The 13,126-nt window shown below is 63.1% G+C and carries 11 protein-coding genes; 5 read left to right on the top strand and 6 right to left on the bottom strand.

Annotation, left to right across the window (positions count from 1 at the left end; genetic code table 11):
• Positions 1 to 106: 106 nt before the first annotated feature.
• The 5 genes from AC0C6X_RS13130 to AC0C6X_RS13150 are packed head-to-tail and all read left to right on the top strand — an operon-like array spanning position 107 to position 5,566.
• Positions 107 to 1,999 (top strand): peptidylprolyl isomerase, encoded by a 1,893-nt coding sequence (locus AC0C6X_RS13130; protein WP_173516484.1) that lies wholly within the window; start codon positions 107 to 109, stop codon positions 1,997 to 1,999.
• A gap of 17 nt (positions 2,000 to 2,016) precedes the next feature.
• The gene (trpD, locus tag AC0C6X_RS13135) at positions 2,017 to 3,030 is read left to right on the top strand and encodes an anthranilate phosphoribosyltransferase (RefSeq protein ID WP_173516483.1); all 1,014 of its coding nucleotides are present in this window, start codon (positions 2,017 to 2,019) and stop codon (positions 3,028 to 3,030) included.
• Positions 3,031 to 3,046: 16 nt separating this feature from the next.
• Positions 3,047 to 3,862: an indole-3-glycerol phosphate synthase TrpC gene (trpC, locus tag AC0C6X_RS13140; protein WP_173516482.1), complete on the top strand. Its 816-nt coding sequence runs from the start codon at positions 3,047 to 3,049 to the stop codon at positions 3,860 to 3,862.
• The gene (moaC, locus tag AC0C6X_RS13145) at positions 3,862 to 4,350 is read left to right on the top strand and encodes a cyclic pyranopterin monophosphate synthase MoaC (protein WP_173516481.1); all 489 of its coding nucleotides are present in this window, start codon (positions 3,862 to 3,864) and stop codon (positions 4,348 to 4,350) included. Before trpC ends, moaC begins: the two co-directional genes overlap by 1 nt.
• A gap of 4 nt (positions 4,351 to 4,354) precedes the next feature.
• A complete protein-coding gene (locus AC0C6X_RS13150; RefSeq protein WP_472953501.1) occupies positions 4,355 to 5,566 on the top strand; it encodes a molybdopterin molybdotransferase MoeA in 1,212 nt (403 codons plus the stop codon).
• A gap of 309 nt (positions 5,567 to 5,875) precedes the next feature.
• Here the strand turns inward: AC0C6X_RS13150 and AC0C6X_RS13155 are convergent, their stop codons facing one another.
• The 6 genes from AC0C6X_RS13155 to AC0C6X_RS13180 form a co-directional block, all read right to left on the bottom strand.
• The gene (locus AC0C6X_RS13155) at positions 5,876 to 7,168 is read right to left on the bottom strand and encodes a hemolysin family protein (protein ID WP_173516479.1); all 1,293 of its coding nucleotides are present in this window, start codon (positions 7,166 to 7,168) and stop codon (positions 5,876 to 5,878) included.
• Between the two features lie 166 nt (positions 7,169 to 7,334).
• The gene (locus tag AC0C6X_RS13160; RefSeq protein ID WP_247959008.1) at positions 7,335 to 8,078 is read right to left on the bottom strand and encodes a FadR/GntR family transcriptional regulator; all 744 of its coding nucleotides are present in this window, start codon (positions 8,076 to 8,078) and stop codon (positions 7,335 to 7,337) included.
• A gap of 256 nt (positions 8,079 to 8,334) precedes the next feature.
• Positions 8,335 to 9,405: a BMP family ABC transporter substrate-binding protein gene (locus AC0C6X_RS13165; protein WP_247959009.1), complete on the bottom strand. Its 1,071-nt coding sequence runs from the start codon at positions 9,403 to 9,405 to the stop codon at positions 8,335 to 8,337.
• Positions 9,406 to 9,454: 49 nt separating this feature from the next.
• The gene (locus AC0C6X_RS13170) at positions 9,455 to 10,375 is read right to left on the bottom strand and encodes an ABC transporter permease (protein ID WP_247959010.1); all 921 of its coding nucleotides are present in this window, start codon (positions 10,373 to 10,375) and stop codon (positions 9,455 to 9,457) included.
• On the bottom strand, positions 10,375 to 11,469 hold the full coding sequence (locus AC0C6X_RS13175; protein WP_472953505.1) for an ABC transporter permease: 1,095 nt from the start codon (positions 11,467 to 11,469) through the stop codon (positions 10,375 to 10,377). Before AC0C6X_RS13175 ends, AC0C6X_RS13170 begins: the two co-directional genes overlap by 1 nt.
• Complete coding sequence (locus AC0C6X_RS13180; protein WP_472953506.1) at positions 11,459 to 13,078, bottom strand: ABC transporter ATP-binding protein; 1,620 nt, start codon at positions 13,076 to 13,078, stop codon at positions 11,459 to 11,461. The genes AC0C6X_RS13175 and AC0C6X_RS13180 overlap by 11 nt, the downstream gene beginning before the upstream one ends.
• Positions 13,079 to 13,126: the final 48 nt, after the last annotated feature.

Consider the following 13,126-nt stretch of genomic DNA (forward strand, 5'->3'; position numbering starts at 1 on the left):
GCGCGCGCAATTTGCGGCAAACGACCCTTCATTTCCTGTTTCGTTTGTTTTAAGGAACGAATTCGTTTGGCCCATGGCCGCCGCATTGCAACGAGGTTTCTACCCCATGCTCGAATCCCTGAGAACTGCCGCCCAGACCTGGGTAGTCAAAGGCCTGCTAGTCATTCTCGTTCTGTCGTTCATGGTGTGGGGCGGCTCATCTCTGACGATGACGAGCCAGTCGGACGCGGTGGTGGTTGTCGGCGACGTCAAGGTCAAGGCGCCGGAGTTCCGGCTCGCCTATGAAACCATGCTGGCTCAGGCCTCCCGCCAGCTCGGCACCCGCCTGACGCCGCAGCAGGCACGGGCCTTCGGCATCGAACAGCGGGTCTATTCGCAAGTCGTTGCAGGTGCGGCTCTCGACCAGCTTGCAGACGACATGAACCTCGGCCTGTCGCAGGACCGACTGGCCAAGCTGATCGCCGACGATCCGGCGTTCCACAGCGTCAATGGCCAGTTCGACCGGCTGACGTTCTCGAGCGTGCTGCGCAATGCGGGCCTGCGCGAACAGGATTACATCAACAGCCAGAGCCAGACCGCGATCCGTTCGCAGATCGTCGATGCGCTCTCGGACGGTTATGCCGCTCCCAAGGTTCTCACGGATGCGATCGGCGCCTACCGTCACGAAAAACGCACCGTCGACTATCTGCTGCTCTCGAACGCCAATATCGACGCGGTGAAGGTACCGGGCGACGATGTACTGGCGCCCTGGTACGATACCCGCAAGGCAAACTACCGCGCCCCCGAATATCGCAAGTTCAGCTATGTAAAGCTCGAGCCGGCCGACGTCGCCGATACGGCAGCCGTGACGGATGAAGAGATGCGAGCCGAATATGACCGGCGCAAGGAGAGCTTCCGCACCGCTGCGACGCGGACCATCGAGCAGCTCACCTTCCCGTCACGTGAAGCGGCTGACGCTGCAGCGACCAAGCTCTCCTCCGGCACGAGCTTCGATGATCTGGTGAAGGCCGAAGGCAAGACCTCGGCGGACGTGCTCCTCGGCGAGTTCACCAAAGATCGCGTGCCCGACGCCAAGATCGCCGAAGCGGCCTTCGCGGTTGCTGCCGACGGCGGCGTATCTCCGGTTGTCGACGGCGCCTTCGGCCCGGTCATTCTGCGCGTGACGAACATCCGTCCGGAAGCGGTACGCAGCTTCGATGACGTCAAGGAAGAATTGCGCAAGGACATCGCCCTTTCGGCAGCGAGCGAAGAGGTCATGCGCCTCCACGACAAGATCGAGGACGAGCGCGCTTCCGGCGCTCCGATCAAGGAGGTCGCCGACCAGCTCAAGCTGAAGCTGGTGACCATCGATGCCGTCGATGCAACCGGCAAGGACAAGAACGGCGACGCCGTTGCCGGCCTGCCGGAGCAGGCTGCCCTTCTGCAGGAGGTCTTCAAGGCGGATGTCGGGGCGGAAACTCTGCCGGTCAATGTCGGCCGCGACGGCTATGTCTGGTTCGACCTCGATGAGATTACCCCCGCGCGCGATCGCACGCTGGACGAGGCTCGCGATGAAATCGGCGCCGATTGGATGGCGGAACAGCAGCGTGCGGCCCTTGCCAAGAAGGCTGGTGAGTTGAAGCAGCGTGTCGAGCAGGGTGCAAAGCTCGCCGACATCGCCAATGAACTCGGTCTCGCCGTCGAAACGAAGTCCGGGCTGACGCGCGCTACCTCGGACGCGGCCCTGAGCCCGGCGGCTGTCGCTGCTGCCTTCTCGGGTCCGAACGGCTTCGTAACCAACGCTGCCGGCATCGGCGGCGAGGGACAGGTGCTCCTGCAGGTGACGGCAGTCGAGAACGGCGGCCCCACCGATGCACTGCAGGACGATAGCCGCCAGATCGAGGCCATGGCCCGCGTCAGCGGCGAAGATATTCTGGATCAGATGGTCGCCACGCTGCAGGCCGCCTACGGCGTATCGATCAACCAGACGCTCGGCGAAACCGCAGTTGCGCAACGATAGGCTCGAGGAAACAACCGATGAGTGATCTCAAGCCATTCGTCGCCAAGGTCGCCGCCCGCGAGGCGCTGAACCGTGAAGACGCCCGTGCCGCCTTCGAAATCATCATGTCGGGAGCCGCAACGCCATCGCAGATCGGTGGCTTCTTGATGGCACTGCGTGTGCGCGGCGAAACGGTCGATGAGATCGTCGGCGCGGTCGGCGCCATGCGTGCCCGCATGCTGCCGGTCGATGCTCCGGCCAATGCCGTCGATATCGTCGGAACCGGCGGTGACGGCGCCGGCACCTACAATATCTCGACGCTCGCTTCGCTCATCGTGGCCGGTGCGGGCGTTCCGGTCGCCAAGCACGGCAACCGCGCACTGAGCTCGAAGTCGGGCACCGCGGATGCGCTCTCGTGCCTCGGCGTCAAGCTCGACATCGGCCCCGCGGCCATCTCGCAATGCATCCGGGAGGCGGGCGTCGGCTTCATGTTCGCGCAGCAGCATCATTCGGCGATGCGCCATGTCGGCCCGACGCGGGTGGAGCTCGGAACGCGGACGATCTTCAACCTGCTCGGTCCGCTCTCCAATCCGGCCGGCGTCAAGCGTCAGCTCGTCGGCGTCTACGCGCCGCAATGGGTGCAGCCGCTTGCCGAAGTGCTGCGCGATCTCGGCTCCGAAAATGTCTGGGTCGTTCATGGCGAAGGCCTCGACGAGATCACCACGACCGGCACGACTGAAGTCGCGGCTCTCGAGAACGGCAAGATTTCGACCTTTACGCTGACGCCGGCCGATTTCGGCCTTGAGACGGTGACGCTCGATGCACTGAAAGGCGGCGACGGGGCGCACAATGCGGCTGCGCTGCAGGCGGTGCTCGATGGTGCCGAGAACCCCTATCGGGACATTTCCCTTGCTAATGCGGCAGCAGCGCTGATGATAGCCGGACGAGCGAAGGACCTCGGCGAAGGCATGGCGCTCGCCCGCCAGTCGCTTTCGAGCGGCGGCGCCAAGTTGGCGCTGCAGCGCCTGATCAGCGTTTCGAACGCAGCCTGAGGAAGGATCGACAACGATGACGGATATCCTGCGCAAGATCGAAGCCTACAAGCGCGACGAGATCGCGGCCGCGAAGTCGCAGACACCGCTTTCCGAGCTCAAGGCGCGTATCGCCGAGCAATCCGCGCCGCGCGGCTTTCACGCCGCGCTCACCGCACGCAAGGCCGCCGGCACATTCGGGCTGATCGCGGAGATCAAGAAGGCAAGCCCGTCGAAGGGGCTCATTCGCCCGGATTTCGACCCGCCGGCCCTTGCCAAGGCTTACGAAGCTGGCGGTGCCGCCTGTCTCTCGGTACTCACGGATGCACCGAGCTTTCAAGGCGCGCCCGCCTTCCTTGAAGCGGCACGCGCGGCCTGCGCCCTGCCCGCACTGCGCAAGGACTTCATGTTCGACCCCTACCAGGTGTTCGAGGCACGGGCCTGGGGCGCCGACTGCATCCTGCTGATCATGGCTTCGCTCAGCGACGACGACGCTCGCCGCCTCGAAGAGGCGGCGTTCGAACTCGGCATGGATGTGCTCATCGAGGTGCATGACGCCGAGGAAATGGAACGCGCGCTCAAGCTCGCCTCCCCGCTCGTCGGCATCAATAACCGCAATTTGAGGACGTTCGAGGTCGATCTCGCCGTTTCCGAGCAGCTTGCAGGCATGGTGCCTTCCGACCGGCTGCTGGTCGGCGAAAGCGGCATCTTCACCCACGAGGATTGCCAGCGGCTGGAAAAAAGCGGCATCACCACCTTCCTCGTCGGCGAAAGCCTGATGCGCAAGAGCGACGTCGAAGCGGCGACACGCACCCTGCTGACCGGTACCGCAGACATATTGGCGGCCGAGTAATGGGTAAGCCGACGCTCACACATCTCGGTGGCAGCGGCGAAGCGAACATGGTGGATGTCGGCGACAAGGCCGAGACGGTGCGCATCGCGGTCGCCGAAGGCCATGTCCGGATGAAGCCGGAAACGCTGGCACTCATCCTCGAAGGAGACGCCAAGAAGGGCGACGTCATCGGCACGGCGCGGCTTGCGGGCATCATGGCCGCCAAGCAGACCGCCAATCTCATCCCGCTCTGCCATCCGCTGATGCTGACGAAGGTAACCGTCGACATCACGCCCGACCCAGCGCTTCCCGGCCTCCGAGTCGAGGCGCTTGCCAAGCTCACCGGCCGCACGGGCGTCGAGATGGAGGCACTGACGGCCGTAAGCGTCGCGTGCCTCACCGTCTACGACATGGCGAAGGCCGCCGACCGCGAGATGGAAATCGGTGGGATCCAGGTCGTCAGTAAATCTGGTGGCCGGTCCGGCGACTTTCGACGCGAAGGGAAATGAGATCATGTCGCTGCTATCCGTCGAAGATGCGCTCGACCGTATTCTTGGCAGCGCAACCCTGAGGCCACGGACGGAAGATGTCGGTCTTTACGACGCTGTCGGCCGCGTCCTTGCCGAGGATGTCTCGGCGCTCGTCACGCATCCTGCCTTCGACAATTCGGCGATGGACGGCTATGCGGTCCGCCACCAGGACATCGAGACCGTTGGCGCGGAACTTGCCGTGATCGGTCAATCGGCTGCCGGCCATGGCTTCAAGGGAGAGGTGGGGCCCGGACAGGCCGTACGCATCTTCACCGGAGCGCCCCTGCCCGCCGGCGCCGATACGGTGATCATCCAGGAGGATACCGAGCGGCTTCCGGAAGACCGGATCCGAACCAAGTTCGTTCCCGGCAAAGGGCGCCATATCCGCTTGTCCGGGCAGGATTTCGCCTTTGGCGAAGCCGCGCTGTCGGCGGGTGAGTTGCTCGATGCCGGCCGGCTGACGCTCGCCGCCGGCATGAATCACGCGCGCCTGCCCGTTTTCAAGCGCCCGAAAATCGCGATCCTTGCCACCGGCGACGAACTGCTGCCCCCCGGCAGCAAGCCGGGAGCCGACCAGATCATTGCCTCAAACAGCTTCGGCGTCGGGGCCATCGCGCGCGACAACGGCGCGGAGGTCATCGATCTCGGTATCGTCGCTGACGACCAAAAGGCGATCGCCGCCCAGGTCGCGCGGGCCCAGGCGGCCGATGTCGACGTGCTTGTCACGCTCGGCGGCGCCTCGGTCGGCGACCATGACCTGGTCCAGGCAACTCTGCTTTCCTGCGGCATGACGCTCGACTTTTGGCGCATCGCCATGCGCCCGGGAAAGCCGCTGATGGTGGGCAAGCTCGGCGATACGACCGTGCTCGGCCTCCCCGGCAACCCGGTCTCGAGCCTCGTTTGCGCACTGCTGTTCCTGGAGCCGCTGACGCGCAAGCTCGCGCGACTGCCCGCCCGCGAGCGTATGACGACTGCACGACTCGCGAGCCCGCTGCCAGCCAACGACGTCAGACAGGACTACGTGCGCGCGCGTCTCAGCAGAGACGAAGACGGGAACCTCGTCGCGCATCCCTTCTCGCGGCAGGACTCGTCGATGATGAAGGTCTTCGCGCAGTCCGACTGCCTGATCGTGCGCCGGCCGCACGCTGCGGAAGCGCCGCTCGGCGCATCCTGCGACATTCTCAGGCTGCGCTGAAACGCTCGCGTCAATTCTGCCGGCATTCCCGGATTGGCAAGCGAACATCGCTGACCCGGGAAGTCTCATTTCTGCTTCCAGGCCTGGATCGTGTCATGGCGCCGACATGATAGCGCTGTACAAAGGGAGCTACTTGATCGCCGCCGAGGACGTCCGACTACGGATGTACTAGCGGACCCGCGGTGATCTGGAGAAAGGTCGGGTTCAGCCCGGCCTTTTGCTTTTGCGCGGCAGGTCCGGGCCGTCGACGCTGCCGCGTCGAGCCGAAGCAAATGTATCTCCGGCCCCTCGACAACTTCAGGGGATGGTTCAGTTGGCCGCCTCGTCGCAGCGGCTGACGAGGATCTTGTCGATCCGCCGCGCGTCCATGTCGACCACTTCGAAACGATAACCGTGGGCGATGGCGATATCGCCTTCCTCTGGCGTCTTGCGCAACTGCTGCACCAGGAAGCCGGCGATCGTTTCGAAGTTGCCGTCGGCATCGATGCCCTCGATCCCGATCGTCAGGTGGATCTCGTCGATCGGTGTACGGCCATCGACAAGATAGCTGCCGTCCTCGCGCTGGCGGATCAGCGCGTGCTCGATGTCGTCGTAGTTCGAGGGAAGCACACCAACGATGGCCTCCAGGATGTCGGCAATGGTGATGATCCCCTCGGTGCTCCCGTATTCGTCGACAATCATCGCCATGTTGATGCTTGACGACTTGAAAGCCTCAAGTGCCTTAAGGCAGGACGCGGTCTCCGGCAGGGTGTGAATCTCGCGGATGTATTTGCGCACATCGAAGGGACCGGAGCTCGGCGCGTTCAGGATCTCTTTCGCCAGAACGGCACCGAGGACATCGCCGCTCGGTCCATCGACGACCGGATAGCGGGAATGGCCGAACTGACCGATCTTGCGGCCAACCGTCTCCAGACTGTCATTGACGTCGATGAAACTCACCTCGGTCCGGTGCGTCATGATCGACTTCACGTTGCGGTCGCCGAGCCGGATGATTCGCCGCAACATCTCGTGTTCCGACTTCTCGATGGCGCCGCTTTCGACGCCCTCAGCCATGATCGCCTGGACTTCCTCTTCCGTGACGTGATCCGGATCGTCCGGACGCATGCCGAGAAGACGCATGGTCACCGACGCGGCCGTTTCGAAGAGGTAGACGATCGGGGCCGCAATCCGCGACAGGAGCAGCATAGGCCGTGCCACGAACATTGCCAACGCTTCGGAGTTCTTCAGCGCCAGCTGTTTCGGGATGAGCTCACCGATGACGACGGACAGGAAGGTGATGAGGGTAACGACGAGTGCGACGGCGACCGTGTTGCCATACGGATTGATCCAGCCGATTTCATTGAGCAACGGCGCAAACCTGGCGGCGATCGTAGCGCCACCGTAGGCGCCAGCCAGCGTGCCGACGAGCGTAATGCCGACCTGTACTGTGGAGAGGAACTTGCCCGGGTCTTCCGCAAGCCTCAGCGCAACCTCGGCGCGGTGATTTCCCTGTTTTGCCATCTGGCGAAGCATGGGCTTGCTTGCCGAGACGATTGCCATTTCCGAGAGAGCAAAAAATGCATTGATCAAAAGCAGGACGAAAATGACAAAGAACTCGGACATGGTCTCCAGGTCACCGTTGACGAAAGCCGCTCCGCAGGGGAACGACCAAGCACCAGATAAGGCCAGCGGGCGATCTGAGCAAGCGCAAGCATTGAAATCGATGCGATCTGGCGAACATTGAAGCTCGCCGACGGCGGAATTTCGAACAATCCCGGAGCGGCGGAGGTCAGGCGCCGTTATGCAAGGCGCTGCGAACCCGCTCGCGGCCGATCTTGATGACATTCTCCATCGCGAGCCGGGCGCCGACCTCATCACGCCGGCCGATCTCCTCAACGATGCGGATATGGTTGCGGGCGACCTCGTCTATGCCGCCCCTTTCCGCGACCGGCGAACTCAGCTTGAAGACGCCGACCAGCGCCGCTTCGATCAGCCCGCCGACCGTTCGCATGAACGGGTTTCCGGAGGCCTCGGCGACGGCGAGGTGAAACTTCAGATCCGCGACGGCGAGGCTCTCTGCCGTATGCCCCTCCTCGCCCATGGCAACGGCGAGACGCATCATGCGGCTGATTTCCGCTTCCGAAGCGTTTCGCGCGGCGAGCGCTGCCGCATGCGGCTCGAATGCGAGACGCACTTCACTGAGGTGATAAAGGAACTCCTCGTCGACCCCGCACTCGAAATGCCAGGTCAGGATATCGCTATCGAACAGGTTCCAGTCGTTGCGCGGCGTCACACGCGTGCCGATGCGGGCACGGGGCACGACCAGTCCCTTGGCGGCCAGCGTCTTCATCGCCTCGCGAAGAACCGTCCGCGACACCTTGAAGCGCGCCGCGAGCTCCGGGTCCCCAGGAAGAATCGAGCCCACAGGGAATTCGCCGGATATGATCGCCTTTCCAAGTTGATCGACAACATGCGCATGACTCGTGCGTTTGCGCGAGCCGGACACAACGGTTTCCAGCAAACTCCTGTTCAACCCATCTCCTCCAGGCACTCCCCTGCCTGATTCCTGCCGGCACGAATATCGTGCCCCGAAGCACCGCCAGCGGCTCTGCCGCAAACTTGCGCAAACGAGTGTAGTTTGATCCATCGATTCCGGAAAGCCCCCGGAAAGACAGGCAGAATCGGCGTTGGCGCCATTCTCCGATCGTCGCTACGCCCTGCTTGCCCATCCTCAAAAGACAAACCCCGCCAGAGGGCGGGGTTTGCTTAACGTCCCTTCCGTAAGCCGCTTACTTCGGCAGCTGGTCGTCGACACCTTCGACGTAGAAGTTCATGCCGAGCAGGGTGCCGTCGTCCGACGACACACCGGCCGCAAGCCACTCGCTGCCGTCCTGCTTCTTCAGCGGGCCGGTGAAGGGCTTCAGTTCACCCGACTTGATCTTGGCTTCGGTTTCCTCGGCCATCTTCTTCACATCATCAGGCATGTTGGTATAGGGCGCCATCGTCAGAATGCCGTCCTTCAGACCATCCCAGCTCGATGTCGTTTCCCACTTGCCGTCGAGGAAGGCCTGGGTCCGCTTGACGTAATAGGCGCCCCAGGTATCGACGATTGCCGTCAGCTGCGTGTTTGGGCCGGCCGCGATCATGTCGGAGGCCTGGCCGAAAGCCTTGATGCCGCGTTCGGCGGCAACCTGCATAGGGGCGGTCGTATCGGTGTGCTGCGTCAGGATATCAACGCCCTGGTCGACCAGCGCCTTGGCGGCATCGGCTTCCTTGCCGGGATCGAACCAGGTGTTGGCCCAGACGACCTTGATCTTGAAGTCGGGGTTCACCGAGCGCGCGCCGATGACGAAGGAGTTGATGCCCATCACCACTTCCGGGATCGGGAAGGAGGCGATGTAGCCGGCGACGCCCTTCTGCGACATTTTCGCGGCGATCTGGCCCTGAATGTACCGCCCTTCATAGAAGCGGCTGTTGTAGGTGGCGACGTTCGGCGCGGTCTTGTAGCCGGTGGCGTGCTCGAACTTCACGTCCGGGAACTTCTGCGCGATCTTGATCGTCGCATCCATGAAACCGAAGGACGTCGTGAAGATCAGGCCGCAGCCCGAGCGCGCGAGGCGTTCGATGGCGCGTTCCGCATCCGGGCCCTCCGGCACGCTTTCGAGATACTGGGTCTCGATCTTGTCGCCGAGCTGCTTCTCCAGCTCCTGGCGGCCGATGTCGTGGGCCTGGGTCCAGCCGCCATCGGTCTTGGAGCCGACGTAAACGAAGCAGATCTTGGCCTTATCCTGGGCGCTCGCAGCCGGGGCAAAGCCGATCACGGCTGCTGTGCTTGCGAGGACGAGCAGTAGTTTTTTCATTTTCTTGACCTCTGTCGGTTTGAGAAACGTCCGTCTGAAAGGCTTGAAATCACCGGTCCGGCACAAACGGTTTGCCGAGCGATGCCGGCGTATTGATCAAGGTCATGCGCCGGTTGTGCGAGATGAGGATGAGCACGACGATCGTCGCGAGATAGGGAAGCGACGACAGGAACTGCGAGGGGATGCCGATGCCGAAGGCCTGCGCATGCAACTGGCTGATCGAAACGGCACCGAAAAGATAGCCGCCCGCCACCAGTCGCCAGGGTCGCCACGAGGAAAAAACCACCAGCGCCAGCGCGATCCAGCCGCGCCCGGCCGACATGTTCTCCACCCATTGCGGCGTATAGACGAGCGACAGCTGCGCGCCGGCGAGGCCGGCACAGGCGCCACCAAACATCACGGCAAGATAGCGGGTGCGGATGACGTCGACGCCGAGCGCATGGGCGGAGGCGTGGCTGTCACCGACGGCGCGCAGCTTCAGGCCGGCGCGGCTGCTGAACAGGAACCAGTTTACGCCGGCGACAATCGCAATCGACAAGTAGAAGATGATGTCCTGCCGGAAGAGCAGCGGACCAATCACCGGAATGTCCGCCAGGAGCGGTATCGCAATCGGCTGCAGCTTGATGCCCTGCATGCCGAGGAAGGTCTCGCCCATCATGCCGGAGACGCCGATCCCGAGCAGCGTCAACGCCAAGCCCGTTGCCACCTGGTTGGCGACGAGCGTCAAGGTCAGGAAGGCGAAGAGCTGCGAAAACAATGCGCCGCAGGCGACGCCCGCAAGCATGCCGAGATAGGGCGAGCCGGTGATCTGGGTGATCGCGAAGGCGGACACCGCCCCCATGATCATCATGCCTTCGACGCCGAGGTTGAGAACGCCCGAGCGTTCCGTCACCAGTTCGCCGATTGCGGCCAGCACCAACGGGGTCGCGGCGGTGATGACACTCAGCAGGATCGCTTCGACGATACCCATCAGCGGCTCCCCTCGGTGCTTGTCGCGGCCAACCGTTCGAAGACCAGCTTGATGCGATAGTGGATGAGCGTGTCGCAGGAGAGCACGAAGAAGAGCAACAGGCCCTGGAAGACGCGCGTGACCTTCTCGGAGACGCCGATCGACAACTGCGCCGCCTCGCCGCCGAGATAGGTCAAGGCAAGCACGAGGCCGGCGGCGACGATGCCAAGCGGATTGAGGCGACCGAGAAAGGCGACGATGATGGCGGTGAAACCGTAACCGGGCGAGATGACCGGGCGCAGCTGCTGGATGGCGCCGCTGACTTCCGAAATGCCGGCGAGCCCGGCAAAGGCGCCCGACAGCAGCATCGAGAACCAGATCATCCGCCGTGACGAGAACCCGGCAAAGCGCCCTGCCCGCTCGGACTGGCCGAGAACCGAAATCTCGAAGCCCTTCAGCGTATAGCGCATCATGAACCAGACGAGGACGGCGGCGATGATGGCAAAGGCGAAACCCCAGTGCGTGCGTCCAGAAGCGATCATTTCCGGCAGGATCGCATCGACGGTGAAAGTGCGCGTCTCCGGAAAATTCATGCCGCCGGGGTTGCGCCAGGGACCGCGCACCAACCAGTCGAGAAAGAGCTGAGCGACATAGACCAGCATCAGGCTCGTCAGGATCTCGTTGGTGTTCATATGCGCCTTGAGGAAGGCGGGAATTGCCGCAAAGAGCGCGCCGCCGAGCATGCCCATGAGCATCATCAACGGCAGCACAAGCGGTGACTGCCAATCGTAGAAGACCACCGGCAGGATCGAGCCGGCGATGGCGCCCATGATGAACTGGCCCTCGGCGCCGATGTTCCAGTTGTTGGAGCGGAAGCAGACTGAAAGCCCGACGCCGATCAGGATCAAGGGCGCCGCCTTGATTGCCAGTTCGTGCAGCGACCAGATCTCGCTCAAGGGTTCGACGAAGAAGCTGTAGAGCGCCGCCACCGGGTTCTTGCCGAGCAGCGCGAACATGATGCCGCCGAAGACGATCGTCAGCAGGAAGGCGATGAACGGCGACAGGATCGAGAAGAGCGTCGAGACCTTGCCGCGCTTTTCCAGTTCAATGCGCATGTGCGGCCTCCGTGCCTTCCGTCTTGCCGTACATCCCCCCCATCAGGAGGCCGATCTTTTCACGCGAGAGCTCTTTCGCCGGATAGGGATCGGAGAGCCTTCCGTCGCTGATGACGGCAATCTCCGTCGCGACTTCAAAGATCTCATCGAGATCCTGGCTGATGACGAGGACCGCGGATCCCGCCTTGGCAAGGTCGACGAGTGCCTGGCGGATGCGGCTCGCAGCCCCGGCATCGACCCCCCAGGTCGGCTGATTGACGACCAATACGCTCGGCTGGCGGTCGAGCTCACGGCCGACGATGAACTTCTGCAGGTTGCCGCCCGACAGCGACCCCGCCGGCGGATCCTCGCCGCTCTTGCGCACGTCCATCGCCTCGGAAATGCGCTTCGTGGCACTGGCCACCGCATCCCGCCGTATGATCTTGAGGAAACCGCCGCCGAGGAAAGCCTTGGCATCCGAGCGGCTGCGGGCAAGCACCAGATTATCAGAGAGCGGCAGCGCCGATACGGCGGCATGGCCGTGCCGCTCTTCCGGCACGAACCCAGCGCCCATCAGGCGGCGGGCATTGATGTTCCTGCTCCCGACGGGCCGTTGGCGGATCTGCACGGCATTTTCATCCGCGATGGGATACTCGCCCGACAGCGCATCGAAGAGTTCGCCCTGGCCATTGCCGGCTACACCGGCAATCGCCAGCACCTCGCCGGCATGAACCTTGAGACAGATGTTCTTCAACGATACCGCGAAGGGTGTGCGCGCCGGAACCGTCAAGTGACGCGCCTCCAGTTGCACCTGACCCTTGGCGCTCGTGCCTTCGGCCGTTACGACCGCGACATCGCTTCCGACCATCATGCGCGCCAGCGATGACGGCGTTTCCGCCTTCGGATCGCAGGCGCCGGTAACCTTGCCATGACGTAGCACGGTCGCACGGTCGCAGATGCGCTGAACCTCTTCGAGCCGGTGGCTGATATAGAGGACCGAACGTCCCTCCGCCTTCAGCTTGTAGAGCGTTTCGAACAGGCGATCGGCCTCCTGCGGCGTCAAGACCGAGGTCGGTTCGTCCAGGATGATGAGGCGCGGATTCTGCAGCAGCGCGCGCACGATCTCGATGCGCTGGCGCTCACCCACCGAAAGGTCGGCCACATGCGCCTTCGGATCGAGCGGCAGGCCGTAGGCATGCGACAGGCGTGAAGCTTCCTCCGCCACCTTTGTCAGCGAGATGTTCGCGTCCATCGAAAGTGCAATGTTCTCGGCGACGGTCAGCGCCTCGAACAGCGAAAAATGCTGGAAAACCATGCCGATGCCGAGCTTGCGCGCGGCGGCGGGGTTGGCGATGCGCACACTCTGGCCCTGCCAGAGAATCTCGCCGGCCGTCGGCGCCAATACGCCGAACAGCATCTTCACCAGGGTCGATTTTCCGGCACCGTTTTCGCCGAGAAGGGCGTGGATCTCGCCCTGTTCGATCTGCAGATCGATTCCATTGCAGGCCGCGAAGCTGCCAAACAATTTCGTCAGGTTGCTCACAGCCAATAAATGACCGTTCGCCGCTACTCCCTCAACAGGCACGCTGCCCTCTTTCCCCTCTGCTGATCCGCGTCCGCCTTCCTGCATGTTTCCTTAAATCCTAGCCGATTTAAGGATAAAAACATGCAGCAATTC

Source organism: Ensifer sp. VA4, assembly GCF_055710065.1.

What these genes read in the sequence shown, in the direction of transcription:
- AC0C6X_RS13165 (WP_247959009.1), bottom strand. Translation starts at nt 9,405, where the DNA reads ATGAAAAAACTACTGCTCGTCCTCGCAAGCACAGCAGCCGTGATCGGC.
- AC0C6X_RS13170 (WP_247959010.1), bottom strand. Translation starts at nt 10,375, where the DNA reads ATGGGTATCGTCGAAGCGATCCTGCTGAGTGTCATCACCGCCGCGACC.
- AC0C6X_RS13130 (WP_173516484.1), top strand. Translation starts at nt 107, where the DNA reads ATGCTCGAATCCCTGAGAACTGCCGCCCAGACCTGGGTAGTCAAAGGC.
- AC0C6X_RS13150 (WP_472953501.1), top strand. Translation starts at nt 4,355, where the DNA reads ATGTCGCTGCTATCCGTCGAAGATGCGCTCGACCGTATTCTTGGCAGC.
- trpD (WP_173516483.1), top strand. Translation starts at nt 2,017, where the DNA reads ATGAGTGATCTCAAGCCATTCGTCGCCAAGGTCGCCGCCCGCGAGGCG.
- AC0C6X_RS13155 (WP_173516479.1), bottom strand. Translation starts at nt 7,168, where the DNA reads ATGTCCGAGTTCTTTGTCATTTTCGTCCTGCTTTTGATCAATGCATTT.
- trpC (WP_173516482.1), top strand. Translation starts at nt 3,047, where the DNA reads ATGACGGATATCCTGCGCAAGATCGAAGCCTACAAGCGCGACGAGATC.
- AC0C6X_RS13180 (WP_472953506.1), bottom strand. Translation starts at nt 13,078, where the DNA reads ATGCAGGAAGGCGGACGCGGATCAGCAGAGGGGAAAGAGGGCAGCGTG.
- AC0C6X_RS13175 (WP_472953505.1), bottom strand. Translation starts at nt 11,469, where the DNA reads ATGCGCATTGAACTGGAAAAGCGCGGCAAGGTCTCGACGCTCTTCTCG.
- moaC (WP_173516481.1), top strand. Translation starts at nt 3,862, where the DNA reads ATGGGTAAGCCGACGCTCACACATCTCGGTGGCAGCGGCGAAGCGAAC.